Genomic DNA, 15,654 nt, shown 5'->3' on the forward strand with positions numbered 1-15,654 from the left:
AACATTCCTCCCCAAGTTATGATTTTAAAAAACAGCCTGGTAAAACCGATTAATGAATATAATCCAAAAATACAGAAAGATTACAGCACGACAATTATATGTTTGTCGCTTACCTGTTTGGTTAAGGCATAAAAAACCCCGAGGCTGATATCAGCCTCGGGGTTATCCGTTTCAGAAGATTGACTCATTGCCAGCTTTATCGAAAGACAAACTCCCCAGCTTCAACATCTATAGCAATTTCGCTGCCACTGCTAAAGTCGCCGGCCAGTAAACGCTGAGCTAAGGGGTTTTCAATCCATTGCTGAATCGCCCGTTTCAATGGCCGTGCTCCATATATCGGCTCAAAGCCAACATCCACAAGCTTGTCCAGCGCTGTAGAAGTAAGTGTCAGACTCAGTTCTCTTTCAGCCAAACGGCTACGCAAGCGCTGTAGCTGAATATCCGCTATACCTCTCACCTGTTCTTTACCCAGGCTATGGAAAACAACAACTTCATCAATCCGGTTAATCACTTCGGGTCTAAAGTGAGTACCCACCACCTCCATAACAGCATTACGCATAAGACTATAGTCATCATCGCTGCTGAAATTTTGAATAAGATCAGAACCCAGGTTAGATGTCATCACCACTATAGTATTTCGGAAATCAACGGTCCGCCCCTGACCATCAGTAAGACGGCCATCTTCCAATACTTGTAGCAGTATATTGAAGACATCCGGATGAGCTTTTTCTACTTCATCCAAGAGCAAGACTGAATATGGCTTACGCCGCACAGCTTCTGTCAGGTAGCCGCCTGATTCATAGCCAACGTATCCCGGTGGCGCACCAATTAGGCGAGCGACCGAATGTTTTTCCATAAACTCAGACATATCAATGCGCACCATGGCATCGGTAGTGTCGAACAGGAAGCTGGCCAATGCTTTGCATAATTCTGTCTTACCAACCCCCGTTGGCCCAAGAAACAGGAATGAGCCATTTGGACGGTTCGGATCAGCCAACCCAGCCCGGGCACGGCGTACTGCATTGGAAACAGCAGTTACTGCTTCTTCCTGACCAATAACCTGCTCATGAAGTGCATCTTCCATCCGCAATAATTTTTCACGCTCCCCTTCGAGCATTTTTGCAACCGGAATACCTGTCCAGCGAGAAACTACTTCGGCAACTTCTTCTTCACCGACTTTATTCCGCAACAGCTTATTTTCCTGCTCGGTATTATCCGCTTCGGCCTCAGCTTCAGCAGCGGCAACCAGCTGTTTCTCCAGCTCGGGAATTTTGCCATATTGCAGCTCGGACATAATGCTCAGATCACCGGCACGACTGGCCCGCTCTAACTCAATCCGCGCCTGATCCAACTGCTCTTTCACTTGCTGCGAGCCTTGCAAAGCAAGTTTCTCAGCATTCCAAATCTCTTCAAGATCAGCATATTCTTTTTCAATTACGCTGATAGCATCTTCAAGTTCCTGCAAACGCTTTTTTGCCGCCTGATCTTTTTCTTTTTTCAGGGCTTCACGTTCCATTTTAAGCTGAATGAGACGACGCTCCAGCCGATCCATGCTTTCCGGCTTAGAGTCCATTTCCATACGAATACGGCTACCGGCTTCATCAATCAGGTCAATGGCTTTGTCTGGCAACTGCCGATCAGTAATGTAACGCTGAGATAATTTAGCCGCTGCGATAATCGCAGAGTCTGAAATATCCACACCATGGTGAATTTCATAGCGTTCTTTCAAACCACGTAAGATAGCGACGGTATCTTCTTCACTCGGCTCATCAACAATGACTTTTTGGAAGCGGCGCTCCAGTGCAGCGTCTTTTTCAACATACTGGCGATATTCATCCAGCGTAGTTGCACCGACACAATGCAGTTCACCGCGTGCCAGCGCAGGCTTGAGCATGTTACCGGCATCCATAGCACCTTCGCCTTTACCAGCACCAACCATGGTATGCAATTCATCGATAAACAGGATTACCTGACCATCCTGTTTAGACAGTTCATTCAGAACCGCTTTTAAGCGCTCTTCAAACTCCCCACGGAATTTAGCCCCTGCAATCAGCGACCCCATGTCTAGCGATAATACCTGTTTATTTTTCAGGCCTTCCGGCACTTCGCCATTAACAATGCGTTGAGCCAGACCTTCAACAATGGCGGTTTTACCCACACCAGGTTCGCCAATCAGAACAGGGTTATTCTTGGTACGACGTTGTAGCACCTGCACTGTTCTGCGGATTTCATCATCACGGCCAATAACAGGGTCCAGCTTGCCTTCTTCGGCCTGGGCGGTGAGATCAATCGTGTATTTATTTAATGCCTGACGATTTTCTTCTGCGTTAGCAGAATTCACACCTTCGCCACCACGCAACTGCTGAACAGCATCCGTCAGACGTTGCTTATCGGCACCTGCCGCTTTGAGCAATTTACCTACGCCACTTTTATCATCCAGCATCGCCAACACAAAGACTTCACTCGCGATATACTGATCCTGCCATTCACGGGCTAGCTTTTCAGTCAGGTTGAAGAGTTTGCCTACATTAGGTGAAAAGCGAATGTCACCATCACTGTCGGACACCTGTGGCAGCTTGCTATATTCCTGCTGCACAGCACTGCTAAGCTGCTGCGTATTGACGCCTGCCTGTGTCAGTAAAGGCTTTATTGAACCACCCTGCTGTTCCAGCAACGCTTTAAGAATATGAACCGGCTCAATGTAATTGTGATCTTTAGCAATCGCCAGTGACTGAGCATCAGCCAGAGCGGATTGCAACTTACTGGTAAAACGTTCGGGATGCATTAGAACCCTCCTTAAAATTATCTGCACCACTGGCCGTTATGATATCCGGGCTCTAAATGGCCCGCGGGACGGCTGGTGAGTTATTAACTTAAGTAGGGGTTGGCAGGAAGAAATTCAAGCCAGCAGAGGAAATTTAAATTAGAAGAAGCTGATATATATCAACTGTCGATCCAGATCACACTGGCCATCCGGCCGGTGACACCGTCACGGCGGTAAGAGTAGAAATCGTCAGCTTGAGAGAAAGTGCACTGGTCGCCACCACTTACCTGTTCTATGCCTATATTTTGTAAACGTAACCGTGCCAGCTGATATATATCAGCCAGCCACTTACCTTCTGTCACAGAAGGTTTAAAAGCAGTATCCGAAGAAGCCAGTTCATCGCAAAACTGTTGGCGTACTTCTTCTCCGACTTCAAAAGCATCCGGACCAATTGCAGGCCCAAGCCAGACATGTAAGTCTTCCCGCTGATCAAACACCTGCAGGGTATTTTCCACTACACCATCAACCAACCCACGCCAGCCAGCATGCGCAACGGCTACCCGGGTTCCGTCAGCATTACTGATAAACACTGGCAAACAGTCTGCTGTCATGACCACACATACTTGCCCCGGCTTATCCGTCCAGCAGGCATCAGCTTGCGGCACGTCACCGTTACCGGAAGCCTCAACTGCAATAGTACTGTGCACCTGTTGCAACCACTGCACATCTTGCCAACCGTTCTCTGCTGCCAGTAGACGTCGATTTTCGACTACATCTAACGGGTCATCTGCAACGTGATCGCCCAAATTGAGACCCGCATATACACCTTTACTACAACCGCCCTGACGAGTAGTTGTAAAAGCTTTTATCTGTGCAGGCGCCAGCCAGTCTGGGCGAATTAGTTTCATTGGTCTTCTTCGTGAGCCTTAGCATCATCTTTAAGATTAACCAGCAATTGTTGCAAGTCTTCAGGAAGGTCCACTTCCCATGACATCAATTCACCACTGTCTGGATGGAATAACTCCAGACGTTTGGCATGCAGTGCCTGACGTTTCAGATCACGCAGATTCTTCTGTAAATCCGGCGAAATGCCTTTAGGTAAACGGAATCGTCCGCCATACATCTGATCGCCAATTAACGGATAATTGATATATGCCATATGCACACGAATCTGATGGGTACGACCGGTTTCCAACTTCAGACGGATATGCGTATGGGCGCGAAACTTATCCAGCACCCGATAATGGGTAATAGCTTCTTTACCTACACCGACAACAGCCATCATCTGACGATTACGGGAATGACGTCCCAGAGGTTCGTCAACAGTACCGCCACCAGTCATGACATTATTCACAACAGCTTCGTATTCACGACCCATACTGCGTTCTTGCAGCTGCGCAACCAGATCCGTCTGCGCCTGAATCGTCTTAGCAACAACCATCAGACCGGTTGTATCCATATCCAGCCGGTGAACGATCCCTGCCCGTGGTACCTGCGCTATTTCCGGGTTGTAATGTAGCAAACCGTTAAGCAGCGTATCATCCCAGTGGCCAGCAGCCGGATGAACGACTAACCCTGCAGGCTTATTAATGATCATGATGTGTTCATCTTCAAAGATGATGTCTAGCGGCATTTCGCGAGGTACAAAACTGTCTATCACTTCCAGTTTGGCATCAATCACAATTTCTTCGCCACCGAAGACTTTATCCCGAATGCGCCAGCTTTTACCATCAACGGATAAACTGCCATCTTTAATCCAGTTTTGCAGACGTGATCGAGAATAATCAGGGAACAGATCGGCAACCGCCTGATCTAATCGCTTACCTACTAGCCCGTCCGGGACGGTTGCGCTTAATTGCACCTGTTCTGTCATGCTATATATTCTTCACTTTTTTTGCGCTCTTTGTACGGTTTCATCACACAAAGGCGGTTTGATGCTTTGGCTTCACTACGGGTTATGGTTAAATAAGCCCGGTAAAATTTTGCCCATTATAACTGAAAGTGGCCTAAACCGCTGTCTTACAAGAACAGTGGTAACAATTATCAGGATATTTTTTATGCGCCTAGCTAAGCTGTTCGCGATTCTATCGATTTGTATCATAACCGCCGGTTGCTCGTGGTTTGGTGGTGGTGATGAAACCGATAACCTGGATACGCCGGAACAAACCATTTATGACGAAGCGATTACCGCCCTGAAGGCCAGTAACTACGCACTAGCAATTGAAAAACTGCAGCTACTGGAAGCACGCTACCCGTTCGGCCAGTATTCCGAGCAGGCTCAGCTGGAACTAATTTTCTCCTATCATAAGAACGGAGAAGAAGAAGCTGCTAAAGCAGCCGCTGACCGCTTCATTCGCTTGCAGCCGAATCATCCGAATCTTGACTATGCACTGTACCTGAAAGGTTTAACTGCCTTTAACCAGGATAAATCTGTATTTGAAGACTATCTACCTGTAGATGAAAGCACCCGCGATCCAGGTAACGCTCTGGATTCATTTAACAGCTTCGACACTCTGATCAAACGTTTCCCGAACAGCCAGTATGCGCCGGACTCACAAAAGCGCATGGTCTACCTGAAGAACCGTCTGGCACAATATGAAATTCACGTGGCACGTTATTACGTTCGCCGTGAGGCATGGCTTGCAGCTGCTAACCGTGGTCGCTATGTAGTTGAGAACTATCAGGAAACACCGTTAGTACCCGAAGCACTTAGCATCATGGTACTGGGCTATAGTCAACTGCAACTGCCTGAACTGGCTGCAGACGCTAAAGCAGTTTTAGACACTAACTTCCCAGGCTACCAGACGAGCATTAAGCGCGCCAAGAAGGAATCTCTGCTGAGCTCTGCCACCTTTGGCTTGTTAGGTGATGGCGATCAGGAATCAGCTAACCTGCAACCGGAGCCACAGGTTGAAGAGGATAGCAACGAGCGCTCCTGGTTCAGCATAATGACTTTCGGCGTATTTGATGATGACGAAGAGGCGCAACCAGCCCAGTAAAACATGGCTTAACCTAGACGAAAAAAAGAGCGGCATAGCCGCTCTTTTTTATTACCTGCTGATCAGTAATCAACGCTTATGCATTTATTCACTTTAAATATTAGTATCAGCTTTTCTACAACTCTATAATCTGCAAAAAACTGCTATTTCATACGGAACGGTATCGCTCCACAGACTGCTTAAGAAAACGTTCAAAATCCGGCTGAGATAACGGCCGACTGTAATAATAGCCCTGAGTAAACAGGCACTGATTACTGACCAGAAACTCTTCCTGCTGCTGACTCTCAACACCTTCAGCAACCACCTGTAACTTAAGACTTTGCGCCATTGACAGAATCCCTTTTACCAGCTCATCGTCATCCGGATCAACGGTCAGATCTTTAATAAAAGAGCGGTCAATTTTAAGTATATTAATCGGGAATTTTTTTAAATAACTCAGCGAAGAATATCCCGTACCGAAATCATCTATCGCCAGACTCACACCCTGTTTACGAATATCTTCCAGCTGATCATGAATCCCCTGATCGTCTGCCATCATCAAGCCTTCGGTAATTTCCAAGACCAACCGTTCTGGCTCAAGCCCGGTATCTGCCAGCACATCCGCAACCATAGCGGCAACATTCTGCTTCTGAAACTGCCGGTAAGACATATTCACGGCAAGATGCAGCGGCAAGCCACTGTCCTCTTTCCAACTGACAGCTTGTTTACAGGCTTCCCGCAATACCCATTCTCCAATAGGCACTATTAATCCAATCTCTTCCGCTAACGGAATAAATACGTCCGGGGTAACAAAGCCATTTTCGTGATCGTACCAGCGAATTAAAGCTTCAGCGCCCACCATCCGGTCAGTATGCGGATTAAATACCGGCTGATAATTCAGCATGAATTCGTTGTGCTCCAGCGCATCATACAACGCAGCTTCCAACTTACGTCTGTCGTGCGCTTCAACATCCATCTGCGGCGTAAAAAACTGGAAATTATTGCGACCACGCTCCTTCGCTTTATACATAGCACTGTCTGCTTTACGCAGCAGTGTACCTGTACTGTCACCGTCATCCGGAAAAATTGTTACACCGATACTCGCAGATACAAAAGCGTCGTTACCTTCCAGGCGATAAGGCATTGAAAGCCGGTCGAGAATCCGCCCAACTATATGCTCTATAACCAGTGAATCTTTAACATCAGGCAGCACCACCGAAAATTCGTCGCCACCAAAGCGTGACGCGGTATCACTTTCACGCAGCACATCCAATATACGGCTTGATGCTTCCTGCAATAATTCGTCGCCTACTGAATGCCCCAAGGTATCGTTGATATGCTTGAAACGGTCCAGATCTAAAAACAACAAGGCAACTTTACTGTCATCGCGACGGGCGCGGGCAATCGCTTGCGAAAAACGGTCTTCAAAAAGATTACGATTGGCCAGCTTGGTCAGCGAATCAAAATTCGCCTGATACTCAACCCGCTCTTTAGCTTCTTCAGCAATCATCTGGCTGTTGCGCAACTGTTCTTCTACTTTATAACGCTCTTTTATCTCACTTTTTAGGTTTATGTTACTCAACATCAACTCATGCGTGCGCTGCTCTACCCGCTCTTCAAGACTGACCTGCATATCCAATAAGCGTTTATTATTACGATAAAGATAAACGGCTACGACTAAACCAAGAATCAGAGCGATGACGCTCAGCACCAAAGAGTTACGGTAAGATTCAAAAGATTTCATTTGCCGGGTCAGTGCAACTTCTCTGTTGAGAAAGTCCCTGTCCTGCTGATACTGATGGGACGCTTCGATCAGTTGCTGAAAGATCGCCCTTACCTCTCCAAATTCAGCCGCTGTCGGTGTGTCTAAACCGTACAGCACGCCATCAATATGCATGATTGCAGTTTGTAACTGTTCCATGTCGAAGCCATCATTAACAGCATCAACTCCTAACTTACCAGACTCAATACTATCTAAACGACTCCAGAGAATATTGAACCATCGATCAAAGCTATCACGACTACTTTCATAACGAGCTTCAGGATAAGCCTCAGCATATTGCACAGCGGTACGCATCAACTCATATTCATACTGCCGTAAAAAAAACACCAATTCAGAGCGGGTTGGACCCACCTGCATGCCTGATATTTGCTTGAACAGCCAGAATGAGCTGAACATACTCATGATAATAACTACAAGCATCAGAGTAGCGATAAAAATTGATGTTCTGGAACCCGGTTTAATCATGAACGTCGAACTTCACTAACTGCCAGATTGCACGTGAGTAATAAGTACCATTTTTCAACGCTGCGTCTTCAGACCAGGGATAAATAACCCAGACAGGTCCCTTTGAACGCACAGTTAATGGTTCACCATTATTTTCTATGGCTAGAATAACGTCGAAAGATTCAAAATCCTCAAACGGAATTTCAATCTTATATTCATTCGCCGCTTCAGCTGAGACCATAGCACCTGTCGCCCCTGCTGCTGCAAGCACATCACGTACTAACGGCCCTTTAAAAACATTCATGCCTTCCGTCCAGCGGGTCTCAGTACTGATCGTACGTTGCTGAAACTGCAATAACTGATCACGATCTAACTTGAGCGCACCATCCGAATTCTGCTCAGTGATATTACCGCTAAGTGTAAGTAATACCTTGCCTTGCGGTGTAGTCAGATCTATATCCTGCGCAAACAGAATGGTAGGAAAGAAGCAGCATAAAAACCATACACATAGCTTTTTCTTCAACATCACAGCCTCCCGTGAAATCAAACAAAAAATAATACTCATAGGTTCTTTATCTGCTTCCTTTTGCGAACGTACATCTGCCATATTGGTTCAATGCCTGAGCCGAACTCCAGCCTCTAAATACTCAAACCGGATCCCCTGCAAACATCTATGAGCAACCAGTAACAATTCTATGTTAAAAAAACCATTACCGCTCTACGCGAGGTATGCAGAATCCACCATTATGAGAATAGAAACAGCCATTTTTTCAAACAAAAACTATCAAAATAGCAAAAACACTGCACACCTGACATACAGTTTAAAAGCTATATAAAAACGAACCATTACAACTAAAAGAAATAAATATTCACATCATTGATATTAAAATTATTTATAAACAGCAACTTAGCCAATACCACTTTATAACTGACAAGTAACAATCAAACAGATAACTTGATTTAACGCTTAGCAACACTTCAAACAAGGTCATATAGCAACAGACAATGCAACACCCGTAAATTTCGGGCACAAAAAAGCCCGCTTAAGCGGGCTTTTTTAGCAGTCAGTCTTATTCTACAGACTCGTCCTGCTCAAGATCACGCATGGTCAGCTTAATACGGCCACGGGCATCGACGTCCAGAACTTTAACCTTCAGTACGTCATCCATCTTGATATAATCCGTAACTTTCTCGATACGCTTGTTAGCGATTTGAGAAATGTGAACCAGACCATCTTTACCTGGCAGGATGTTTACGAATGCACCGAATTCTTCGATACGAACAACCTTACCTTCGTATACTGCGCCTACTTCAGCTTCTGCAGTAATTTCGATTACACGGTCAGTTGCCATCTTCGCTGCTGCTTTATCAGCTGCGTAGATGCGTACTGTACCGCTGTCATCGATATCGATAGTCGCGCCAGTTTCTTCAGTCAGTGCACGGATAGTCGCACCACCTTTACCAATTACGTCACGGATCTTCTCTGGGTTGATCTCGATCAGTGTCATTGCTGGCGCATTGTCTGGAAGTTCTGGGCGAGAGTAACCGATTACCTTACCCATTTCTTTCAGGATGTGAGCACGGGCTTCATATGCCTGTTCCAGTGCGATATCCATGATCTCTTCGGTAATACCCGTGATCTTGATATCCATCTGCAGCGCAGTAACACCTGCTTCAGTACCGGCAACTTTAAAGTCCATGTCACCCAGGTGATCTTCATCACCCAGAATATCAGTCAGTACAGCGAAACGCTCGCCTTCTTTAACCAGACCCATCGCGATACCAGCAACAGGAGCCTTCAGAGGTACACCAGCATCCATCATAGACAGAGACGCACCACATACAGACGCCATAGAGCTTGAACCGTTAGACTCAGTAATCTCAGATACGATACGGATAGTGTATGGGAATTCTTCCTGAGTAGGCAGAACCGCAGCAACACCACGACGAGCCAAACGACCGTGACCGATTTCACGACGACCAGTAGCACCGATACGGCCAGCTTCACCTACAGAGTATGGAGGGAAGTTGTAGTGCAACATGAACGGGTCTTTACGCTCGCCTTCAATTGCATCGATGATCTGCTGATCACGTGCAGTACCCAGCGTACAGGTAACAACTGACTGAGTTTCGCCACGGGTAAACAATGAAGAACCGTGTGTACCAGTCAGAATATCAATTTCAACTTCGATATCACGAACAGTCTTAGTGTCACGTCCATCAATACGTGGCGCGCCATCCAGAATACGTCCGCGAACAATTTCTTTTTCCAGTGAACTGATGATACCGCTAACTTCGCCGGCAGACGCAGCGTCTTCACCTTCGCATAAAGCAGCAACAGCTTGCTCACGTACTGCACTCAAAGCAGCCTGACGCTGCATTTTGTCAGCAGTCTGGTAAGCAGCTTCAACACCTGCAGCAGCAACGCCACGCACCTGTTCAATCAGCGCTTCGTTTTTAGCAGCCGGTTCCCAAACCCAGGCTTCTTTACCTGCTTCAGCAACCAACTCATTGATTGCACCAATAGCAACCTGCATTTCTTCGTGGGCAAATACAACAGCACCCAGCATTTCGTCTTCAGACAATTCCTGAGCCTGAGACTCAACCATCAGTACTGCATCAGACGTACCAGCGACAACCATGTCCAGCATAGAGCTTTGCAGCGCTTCATAGCTAGGGTTCAGTGAATAGCCGTCTTCTTCAGTGTAGCCAACACGTGCGCAACCGATAGGACCCTGGAAAGGGATGCCGGAAATAGCCAGTGCAGCAGACGTACCCAGCATCGCAGCGATATCCGGATCATTCACTTTGTCAGCAGACATTACAGTACAGATAACCTGTACTTCATTCATGTAACCTTTCGGGAACAGTGGACGAATCGGACGGTCGATCAGACGGGAAGTAAGCGTTTCTTTTTCAGAAGGACGCGCTTCACGCTTGAAGAAACCACCTGGGATACGACCAACAGAGTAGTATTTTTCCTGATAGTGAACAGACAACGGGAAGAAACCCTGTCCTTCACGGGCGCTCTTAGCACCAACAACGGTACACAGTACCTGAACGCCGGCCATAGTAACCAGTACAGCACCAGTTGCCTGACGAGCGACACGTCCAGTCTCCAGTGTTACCTGGTGCTGACCGAACTGAAATGTTTTAGTAATTGCTTGTGGCACAATAATATTCCTTAAGCTTAACCAGTAAAATGCCCGTTTATCGCGTTATCGGCCTCTTTTAGCCAGTACTCTGTTAACCCCTCAATGAAGGCCTATCAGAGTACAGGCTGGTTGATAATCGACAATTAAACAGGCTTAAAAAGCACCGGGGTCATCGATTGATGACCCCGGAACACTATCTTAGCGACGCAGACCTAAACGACCGATCAGATCGACGTAACGGCTAACATCTTTACCCTTCAGGTAATCCAGCAGCTTACGACGCTGGTTTACCATGCGGATCAGACCACGACGAGAGTGGTGATCATGGATGTGACCTTTAAAGTGAGACTGCAGACCAACGATGTTGTGAGTCAACAGAGCAACCTGAACTTCAGGGGAACCAGTGTCGCCTTCACCACGTGCGTATTCTGCAACGATCTCAGCTTTCTTTTCAGCAGATAATGCCATTTTTATAACTCCAGAGTTTAATATGCACACGGCCTGAGCCGCCGGATTAAAAGTCGCGATGCACCGAGCATATTTTCAGTACATCGTCAGAATGTTCTGATTAAGATCAGAACAAATTTTAAACTTTTTGCTGGGTATTTAGTAAACGCCGAGATAACAGCCGTCCACTGTCGGTAACTTCACCTATTCCAAGGAATTCATCACTCTCTGTCAGAATACGTACTAACGCCTGCGCGCACTGCGTTTCCAACTGCACTTTCTGACCCCTTATCAAAGCCAGAACCTGCGTTTCATCAAGAATAACCTCAGGGGTATCCGCTACCGGACTCCAGGGCGGCAATAATAACCCATCCAGATGCTTTTGTATCCCATCCAGATCAACTTCAGCAGCCATTTTTTCCACTAAAGCTTCCAGCTCAGATAAAGGCATCATATCCGCCGCTTTATACGGCCCGGAATCAAGACGACGCAACATTTGAACATGCGCACCGCAGCCCAGCATCTCACCCATATCCTGAACGATAGAACGAATATATGTGCCTTTACTGCAACGGATATCAAGGTCAACTTCATCGCCACGAAAGCCCAGCACTTCAATGCTGTAAACCGTCACCTGACGACTCTTAACTTCAACCTCAATCCCCTGCCGCGCTAATTTATATAACGGTTGCCCATTATGTTTTAACGCCGAAAACATCGACGGCACCTGGGTTATCTCACCGGTAAATTCACGCTGTAACAGCTCATCAATTCCTGCAAAGCTCAGATCAGCCGGTAACGGCCGCTCTTCCACTACCTGACCATCCGCATCACTGGTATCGGTCCGCTGGCCTAATTTAGCCGTGGTCTGATAACGCTTATCTGCTTCAAGTAAGAATTGTGAGAATTTGGTGGCTTCGCCAAAGCAAAGTGGCAACATACCAGTGGCCAGAGGATCTAGCGCACCGGTATGACCTGCTTTAGCAGCACCATAGAGACGTTTAACAATTTGCAGAGCTCGGTTAGAGGAGATCCCACCGGGTTTATCCAGCAGGAAAATACCATCCACCGGCCGGCCTTTTGCCCGCCTGGCCATGGTTTACTCCCCTTTCGAATCCGGGCTTTGCTGATCAGTTTCCTGCGTTTCGTCAGACAGCAGTTCTGCATCTGAACGACGCGCCTGGAAAATAAGGTCATTCAGACGACGACCCCGATCAACACTGGCATCAAAATGGAAGCGCAGTTGCGGCATAACCCGCAATTTAACCAGTTTTGCAAGCTGCCCTCGCAGGAAGCCTGCAGCCTGGTTCAGCACTTTTAGAGACTCGGCAATGGCTTCATCGTGATCTTTACCGCCTAATGGCAGTACCGTCACGTAAACATCAGCATAGCCAAGGTCTTTTGCGACCTTGACATAACTGATGGTTACCATACCCAGACGCGGGTCTTTTATTTCCCGCTGAATCAGCTGAGCCAGTTCCTTCTGGACCTGGTCAGCAATTCGTTGTGTACGACTAAAATCTCTTGCCATAACGCCTTACAGAGTACGTTGGATTTCAACAGAATCGAATACTTCGATCTGATCGCCAACCTTAACATCGTTGTAGTTCTTAACGCCGATACCACATTCCATACCCTGACGTACATCAGCAACGTTGTCTTTGAAGCGACGCAGAGATTCCAGCTCGCCTTCATAGATAACAACGTTGTCACGCAGTACACGGATACGCTTGTTACGGTAAACGGAACCTTCGGTAACCATACAGCCTGCAACCGCACCAATCTTCGGTGCACGGAAGACATCACGTACTTCAGCAATACCAACGATTTCTTCGCGGAATTCAGGAGCCAACAGACCCGTCATCGCCTGACGCACATCATCGATGATGTCGTAGATTACGCTGTAGTAACGCAGTTCGATCTCTTCACGCTCAATAACCGCACGGGCCTGAACATCAGCACGAACGTTAAAGCCGATCATGATCGCGCTGGAAGCCAGTGCCAGGTTGGCATCAGTTTCTGCAATACCACCTACACCGCCAGAAACGATGTTCACCTTAACTTCTTCAGTACTCAGATCGTTCAGAGCGCCGGTCAGTGCTTCCAGGGAACCACGTACATCAGACTTCAGGATCACGTTCAGAGACTTCTGTTCACCTGCCTGCATGTTCGCAAACAGATTTTCCAGCTTAGCCTGCTGCTGACGCTGCAGTTTAACTTCACGGTATTTACCCTGACGGAACAAGGCAACTTCACGGGCCTTCTTCTCGCTGGAAACAACGGTAAACTCATCACCGGCACCCGGCGTGCCATCAAGACCCAGGATCTCAACAGGAATAGACGGACCAGCAGACTTAACCGGCTTACCGTTTTCGTCCAGCATCGCACGTACACGGCCATATTGCAGACCAGCCAGCACGATATCACCCTGATTCAGAGTACCGTTCTGTACCAGCAAGGTTGCAACCGGACCACGTCCTTTATCAAGACGAGATTCAACAACAACACCGCGACCCGGTGCTTCAGGTACAGCTGACAGTTCAAGAATTTCAGCCTGCAGCAGTACTGCATCCAGAAGCTCATCGATACCCTGACCTGTTTTAGCTGAAACATTAATGAACTGAACGTCGCCACCCCAATCTTCAGGCAGTACGTCACGCTGAGCCAGTTCGTTTTTAACACGATCCGGATCGGCTTCTTCTTTATCAATTTTGTTAACCGCGATAACCAGTGGTACACCCGCTGCACGCGCGTGATTCACAGCTTCTTCGGTTTGCGGCATCACACCGTCATCCGCAGCTACTACCAGAATTACGATATCTGTCAGCTGAGCACCACGAGCACGCATTGCGGTAAACGCGGCGTGACCCGGTGTATCCAGGAAGCTGACCATGCCTTTATCAGTTTCTACATGGTATGCACCGATGTGCTGAGTAATACCGCCAGACTCACCTGCTGCAACACGCGTTTCACGAATGTAATCCAGCAGAGATGTTTTGCCGTGGTCTACGTGACCCATTACAGTAACTACCGGAGCACGTTCCTGCGTTTCACCTTCAACAACTTCGTTGCTGGTGCTTTCGATCAGCTGATCTTCTACAGTATTTTCCTGCATTGCGACCGCAGTATGACCCATCTCTTCTACAACCAGCGTTGCAGTGTCCTGATCGATCACCTGGTTGATGGTAGCCATAGCACCCATCTTGAACATAACCTTGATCACGTCAGCCGCTTTAACTGACATTTTCTTCGCCAGCTCAGCAACTGTAATTGATTCAGGAATATGTACGTCATGCACAACTGGTGCAGTTGGTTTCTCAAACGCCTGAACGTTATCGCTGGTCATACCCTTACGAACGGGCTTACCGCCACGACGGTTATCACGGTCACGTCCGGAATTACCACCCTTACGGGACAGACGCTTATTACCTGGCCCTTTGTTACCGCCAGAAGGCTTGCTTTCATTACGGAAAGCAGGCTTTTCACGGCCTTTTTTCGCAGCTGGCTTTGCATCAGCAGCTGGTTCAGCATTACGTGCCGGACGCGGTGCTTCAGTCGTGCTCTTTGCTTTAGTATCTGCAGCCGCTTTAGACTTAGCTTCTGCTGCCGCTTTAGCTTTAGCATCAGCAGCTTGCTTGTTGCGTGTTTCTTCACGCTGCTTTTCTTGCGCAGCCTGCAGATCCGCATCACGACGCGCGCGATCAGCATCTTCTGCTGAACGGGCAGCAGCTTCCTGATCTTTAGCTGAAGTATCTTCTTCATCACGCTTAACATAAGTACGCTTTTTACGTACCTCAACGTTAATCGTTTTTTTACCGGAAGCACCGGCACCTTTCAGCTGACTAGTAGTTTTACGCTTCAGTGTGATCTTCTTAGGTTCACCCTTAGACTTTTCACCGTGACTGCGCTTAAGATGTGCCAGTAATTTCTGACGCTCATCTTCACTTACCTTGGAGGCTTCCTTCTTACCGGAAATACCGGCTTCGCCCATTTGCGTTAACAAACGATCAACGGGAACGCCAACTACCTCGGCAAGTTGTGTTACTGTGACTTCTGCCATATTCGTTACTCTCCTACGTTGAC

11 protein-coding genes are annotated in these 15,654 nt (G+C 47.5%); 1 reads left to right on the forward strand and 10 read right to left on the reverse strand.

Features of this window, described 5'->3' with window-relative positions:
- Nucleotides 1-196 precede the first annotated feature (196 nt).
- From clpB to rluD, 3 genes are all read right to left on the reverse strand, one after another.
- Entirely contained in the window at nucleotides 197-2,785 is a 2,589-nt protein-coding gene (clpB, locus tag OCU49_RS21005; RefSeq protein ID WP_261842493.1) for an ATP-dependent chaperone ClpB, read from the reverse strand.
- A gap of 158 nt (nucleotides 2,786-2,943) precedes the next feature.
- Nucleotides 2,944-3,672, reverse strand: coding sequence for a peptidoglycan editing factor PgeF (gene pgeF, locus OCU49_RS21010; protein WP_261842494.1), 729 nt, complete (start codon nucleotides 3,670-3,672; stop codon nucleotides 2,944-2,946).
- Nucleotides 3,669-4,637: a 23S rRNA pseudouridine(1911/1915/1917) synthase RluD gene (rluD, locus tag OCU49_RS21015; protein ID WP_261842495.1), complete on the reverse strand. Its 969-nt coding sequence runs from the start codon at nucleotides 4,635-4,637 to the stop codon at nucleotides 3,669-3,671. Before rluD ends, pgeF begins: the two co-directional genes overlap by 4 nt.
- Nucleotides 4,638-4,821: 184 nt before the next feature.
- Here rluD and OCU49_RS21020 point away from each other — a divergent pair, with 184 nt between their 5' ends.
- On the forward strand, nucleotides 4,822-5,763 hold the full coding sequence (locus tag OCU49_RS21020; protein WP_261842496.1) for an outer membrane protein assembly factor BamD: 942 nt from the start codon (nucleotides 4,822-4,824) through the stop codon (nucleotides 5,761-5,763).
- Nucleotides 5,764-5,911: 148 nt separating this feature from the next.
- Here OCU49_RS21020 and OCU49_RS21025 read toward each other — a convergent pair whose 3' ends face one another.
- The 7 genes from OCU49_RS21025 to infB form a co-directional block, all read right to left on the reverse strand.
- A complete protein-coding gene (locus OCU49_RS21025) occupies nucleotides 5,912-7,927 on the reverse strand; it encodes a putative bifunctional diguanylate cyclase/phosphodiesterase (protein WP_261842497.1) in 2,016 nt (671 codons plus the stop codon).
- A gap of 55 nt (nucleotides 7,928-7,982) precedes the next feature.
- Nucleotides 7,983-8,576: a putative pterin-binding protein gene (locus OCU49_RS21030; RefSeq protein WP_261842498.1), complete on the reverse strand. Its 594-nt coding sequence runs from the start codon at nucleotides 8,574-8,576 to the stop codon at nucleotides 7,983-7,985.
- Between the two features lie 463 nt (nucleotides 8,577-9,039).
- On the reverse strand, nucleotides 9,040-11,142 hold the full coding sequence (gene pnp / locus OCU49_RS21035) for a polyribonucleotide nucleotidyltransferase (RefSeq protein WP_261842499.1): 2,103 nt from the start codon (nucleotides 11,140-11,142) through the stop codon (nucleotides 9,040-9,042).
- A gap of 180 nt (nucleotides 11,143-11,322) precedes the next feature.
- Nucleotides 11,323-11,592 carry a 30S ribosomal protein S15 gene (rpsO, locus tag OCU49_RS21040; RefSeq protein WP_261842500.1) on the reverse strand — a complete coding sequence of 90 codons (270 nt, stop codon included), beginning with the start codon at nucleotides 11,590-11,592 and terminating at the stop codon, nucleotides 11,323-11,325.
- A gap of 118 nt (nucleotides 11,593-11,710) precedes the next feature.
- Nucleotides 11,711-12,667, reverse strand: coding sequence for a tRNA pseudouridine(55) synthase TruB (gene truB / locus OCU49_RS21045; RefSeq protein WP_261842501.1), 957 nt, complete (start codon nucleotides 12,665-12,667; stop codon nucleotides 11,711-11,713).
- 3 nt (nucleotides 12,668-12,670) lie between these two features.
- Nucleotides 12,671-13,102, reverse strand: a complete 432-nt coding sequence (rbfA, locus tag OCU49_RS21050; protein WP_261842502.1) for a 30S ribosome-binding factor RbfA — start codon at nucleotides 13,100-13,102, stop codon at nucleotides 12,671-12,673.
- Between the two features lie 6 nt (nucleotides 13,103-13,108).
- Nucleotides 13,109-15,631, reverse strand: coding sequence for a translation initiation factor IF-2 (gene infB, locus OCU49_RS21055; protein ID WP_261842503.1), 2,523 nt, complete (start codon nucleotides 15,629-15,631; stop codon nucleotides 13,109-13,111).
- Between the last annotated feature and the right edge of the window lie 23 nt (nucleotides 15,632-15,654).

It is taken from the genome of Aliamphritea ceti (assembly GCF_024347215.1).
In the GTDB taxonomy this organism is placed as follows: domain Bacteria; phylum Pseudomonadota; class Gammaproteobacteria; order Pseudomonadales; family Balneatricaceae; genus Amphritea; species Amphritea ceti.

Coding starts and splice junctions, on each gene's coding strand:
- truB (WP_261842501.1), bottom strand. CDS start 12,667: ATGGCCAGGCGGGCAAAAGGCCGGCCGGTGGATGGTATTTTCCTGCTG.
- clpB (WP_261842493.1), bottom strand. CDS start 2,785: ATGCATCCCGAACGTTTTACCAGTAAGTTGCAATCCGCTCTGGCTGAT.
- rluD (WP_261842495.1), bottom strand. CDS start 4,637: ATGACAGAACAGGTGCAATTAAGCGCAACCGTCCCGGACGGGCTAGTA.
- OCU49_RS21020 (WP_261842496.1), top strand. CDS start 4,822: ATGCGCCTAGCTAAGCTGTTCGCGATTCTATCGATTTGTATCATAACC.
- infB (WP_261842503.1), bottom strand. CDS start 15,631: ATGGCAGAAGTCACAGTAACACAACTTGCCGAGGTAGTTGGCGTTCCC.
- rpsO (WP_261842500.1), bottom strand. CDS start 11,592: ATGGCATTATCTGCTGAAAAGAAAGCTGAGATCGTTGCAGAATACGCA.
- OCU49_RS21030 (WP_261842498.1), bottom strand. CDS start 8,576: ATGGCAGATGTACGTTCGCAAAAGGAAGCAGATAAAGAACCTATGAGT.
- rbfA (WP_261842502.1), bottom strand. CDS start 13,102: ATGGCAAGAGATTTTAGTCGTACACAACGAATTGCTGACCAGGTCCAG.
- pgeF (WP_261842494.1), bottom strand. CDS start 3,672: ATGAAACTAATTCGCCCAGACTGGCTGGCGCCTGCACAGATAAAAGCT.
- OCU49_RS21025 (WP_261842497.1), bottom strand. CDS start 7,927: ATGAGTATGTTCAGCTCATTCTGGCTGTTCAAGCAAATATCAGGCATG.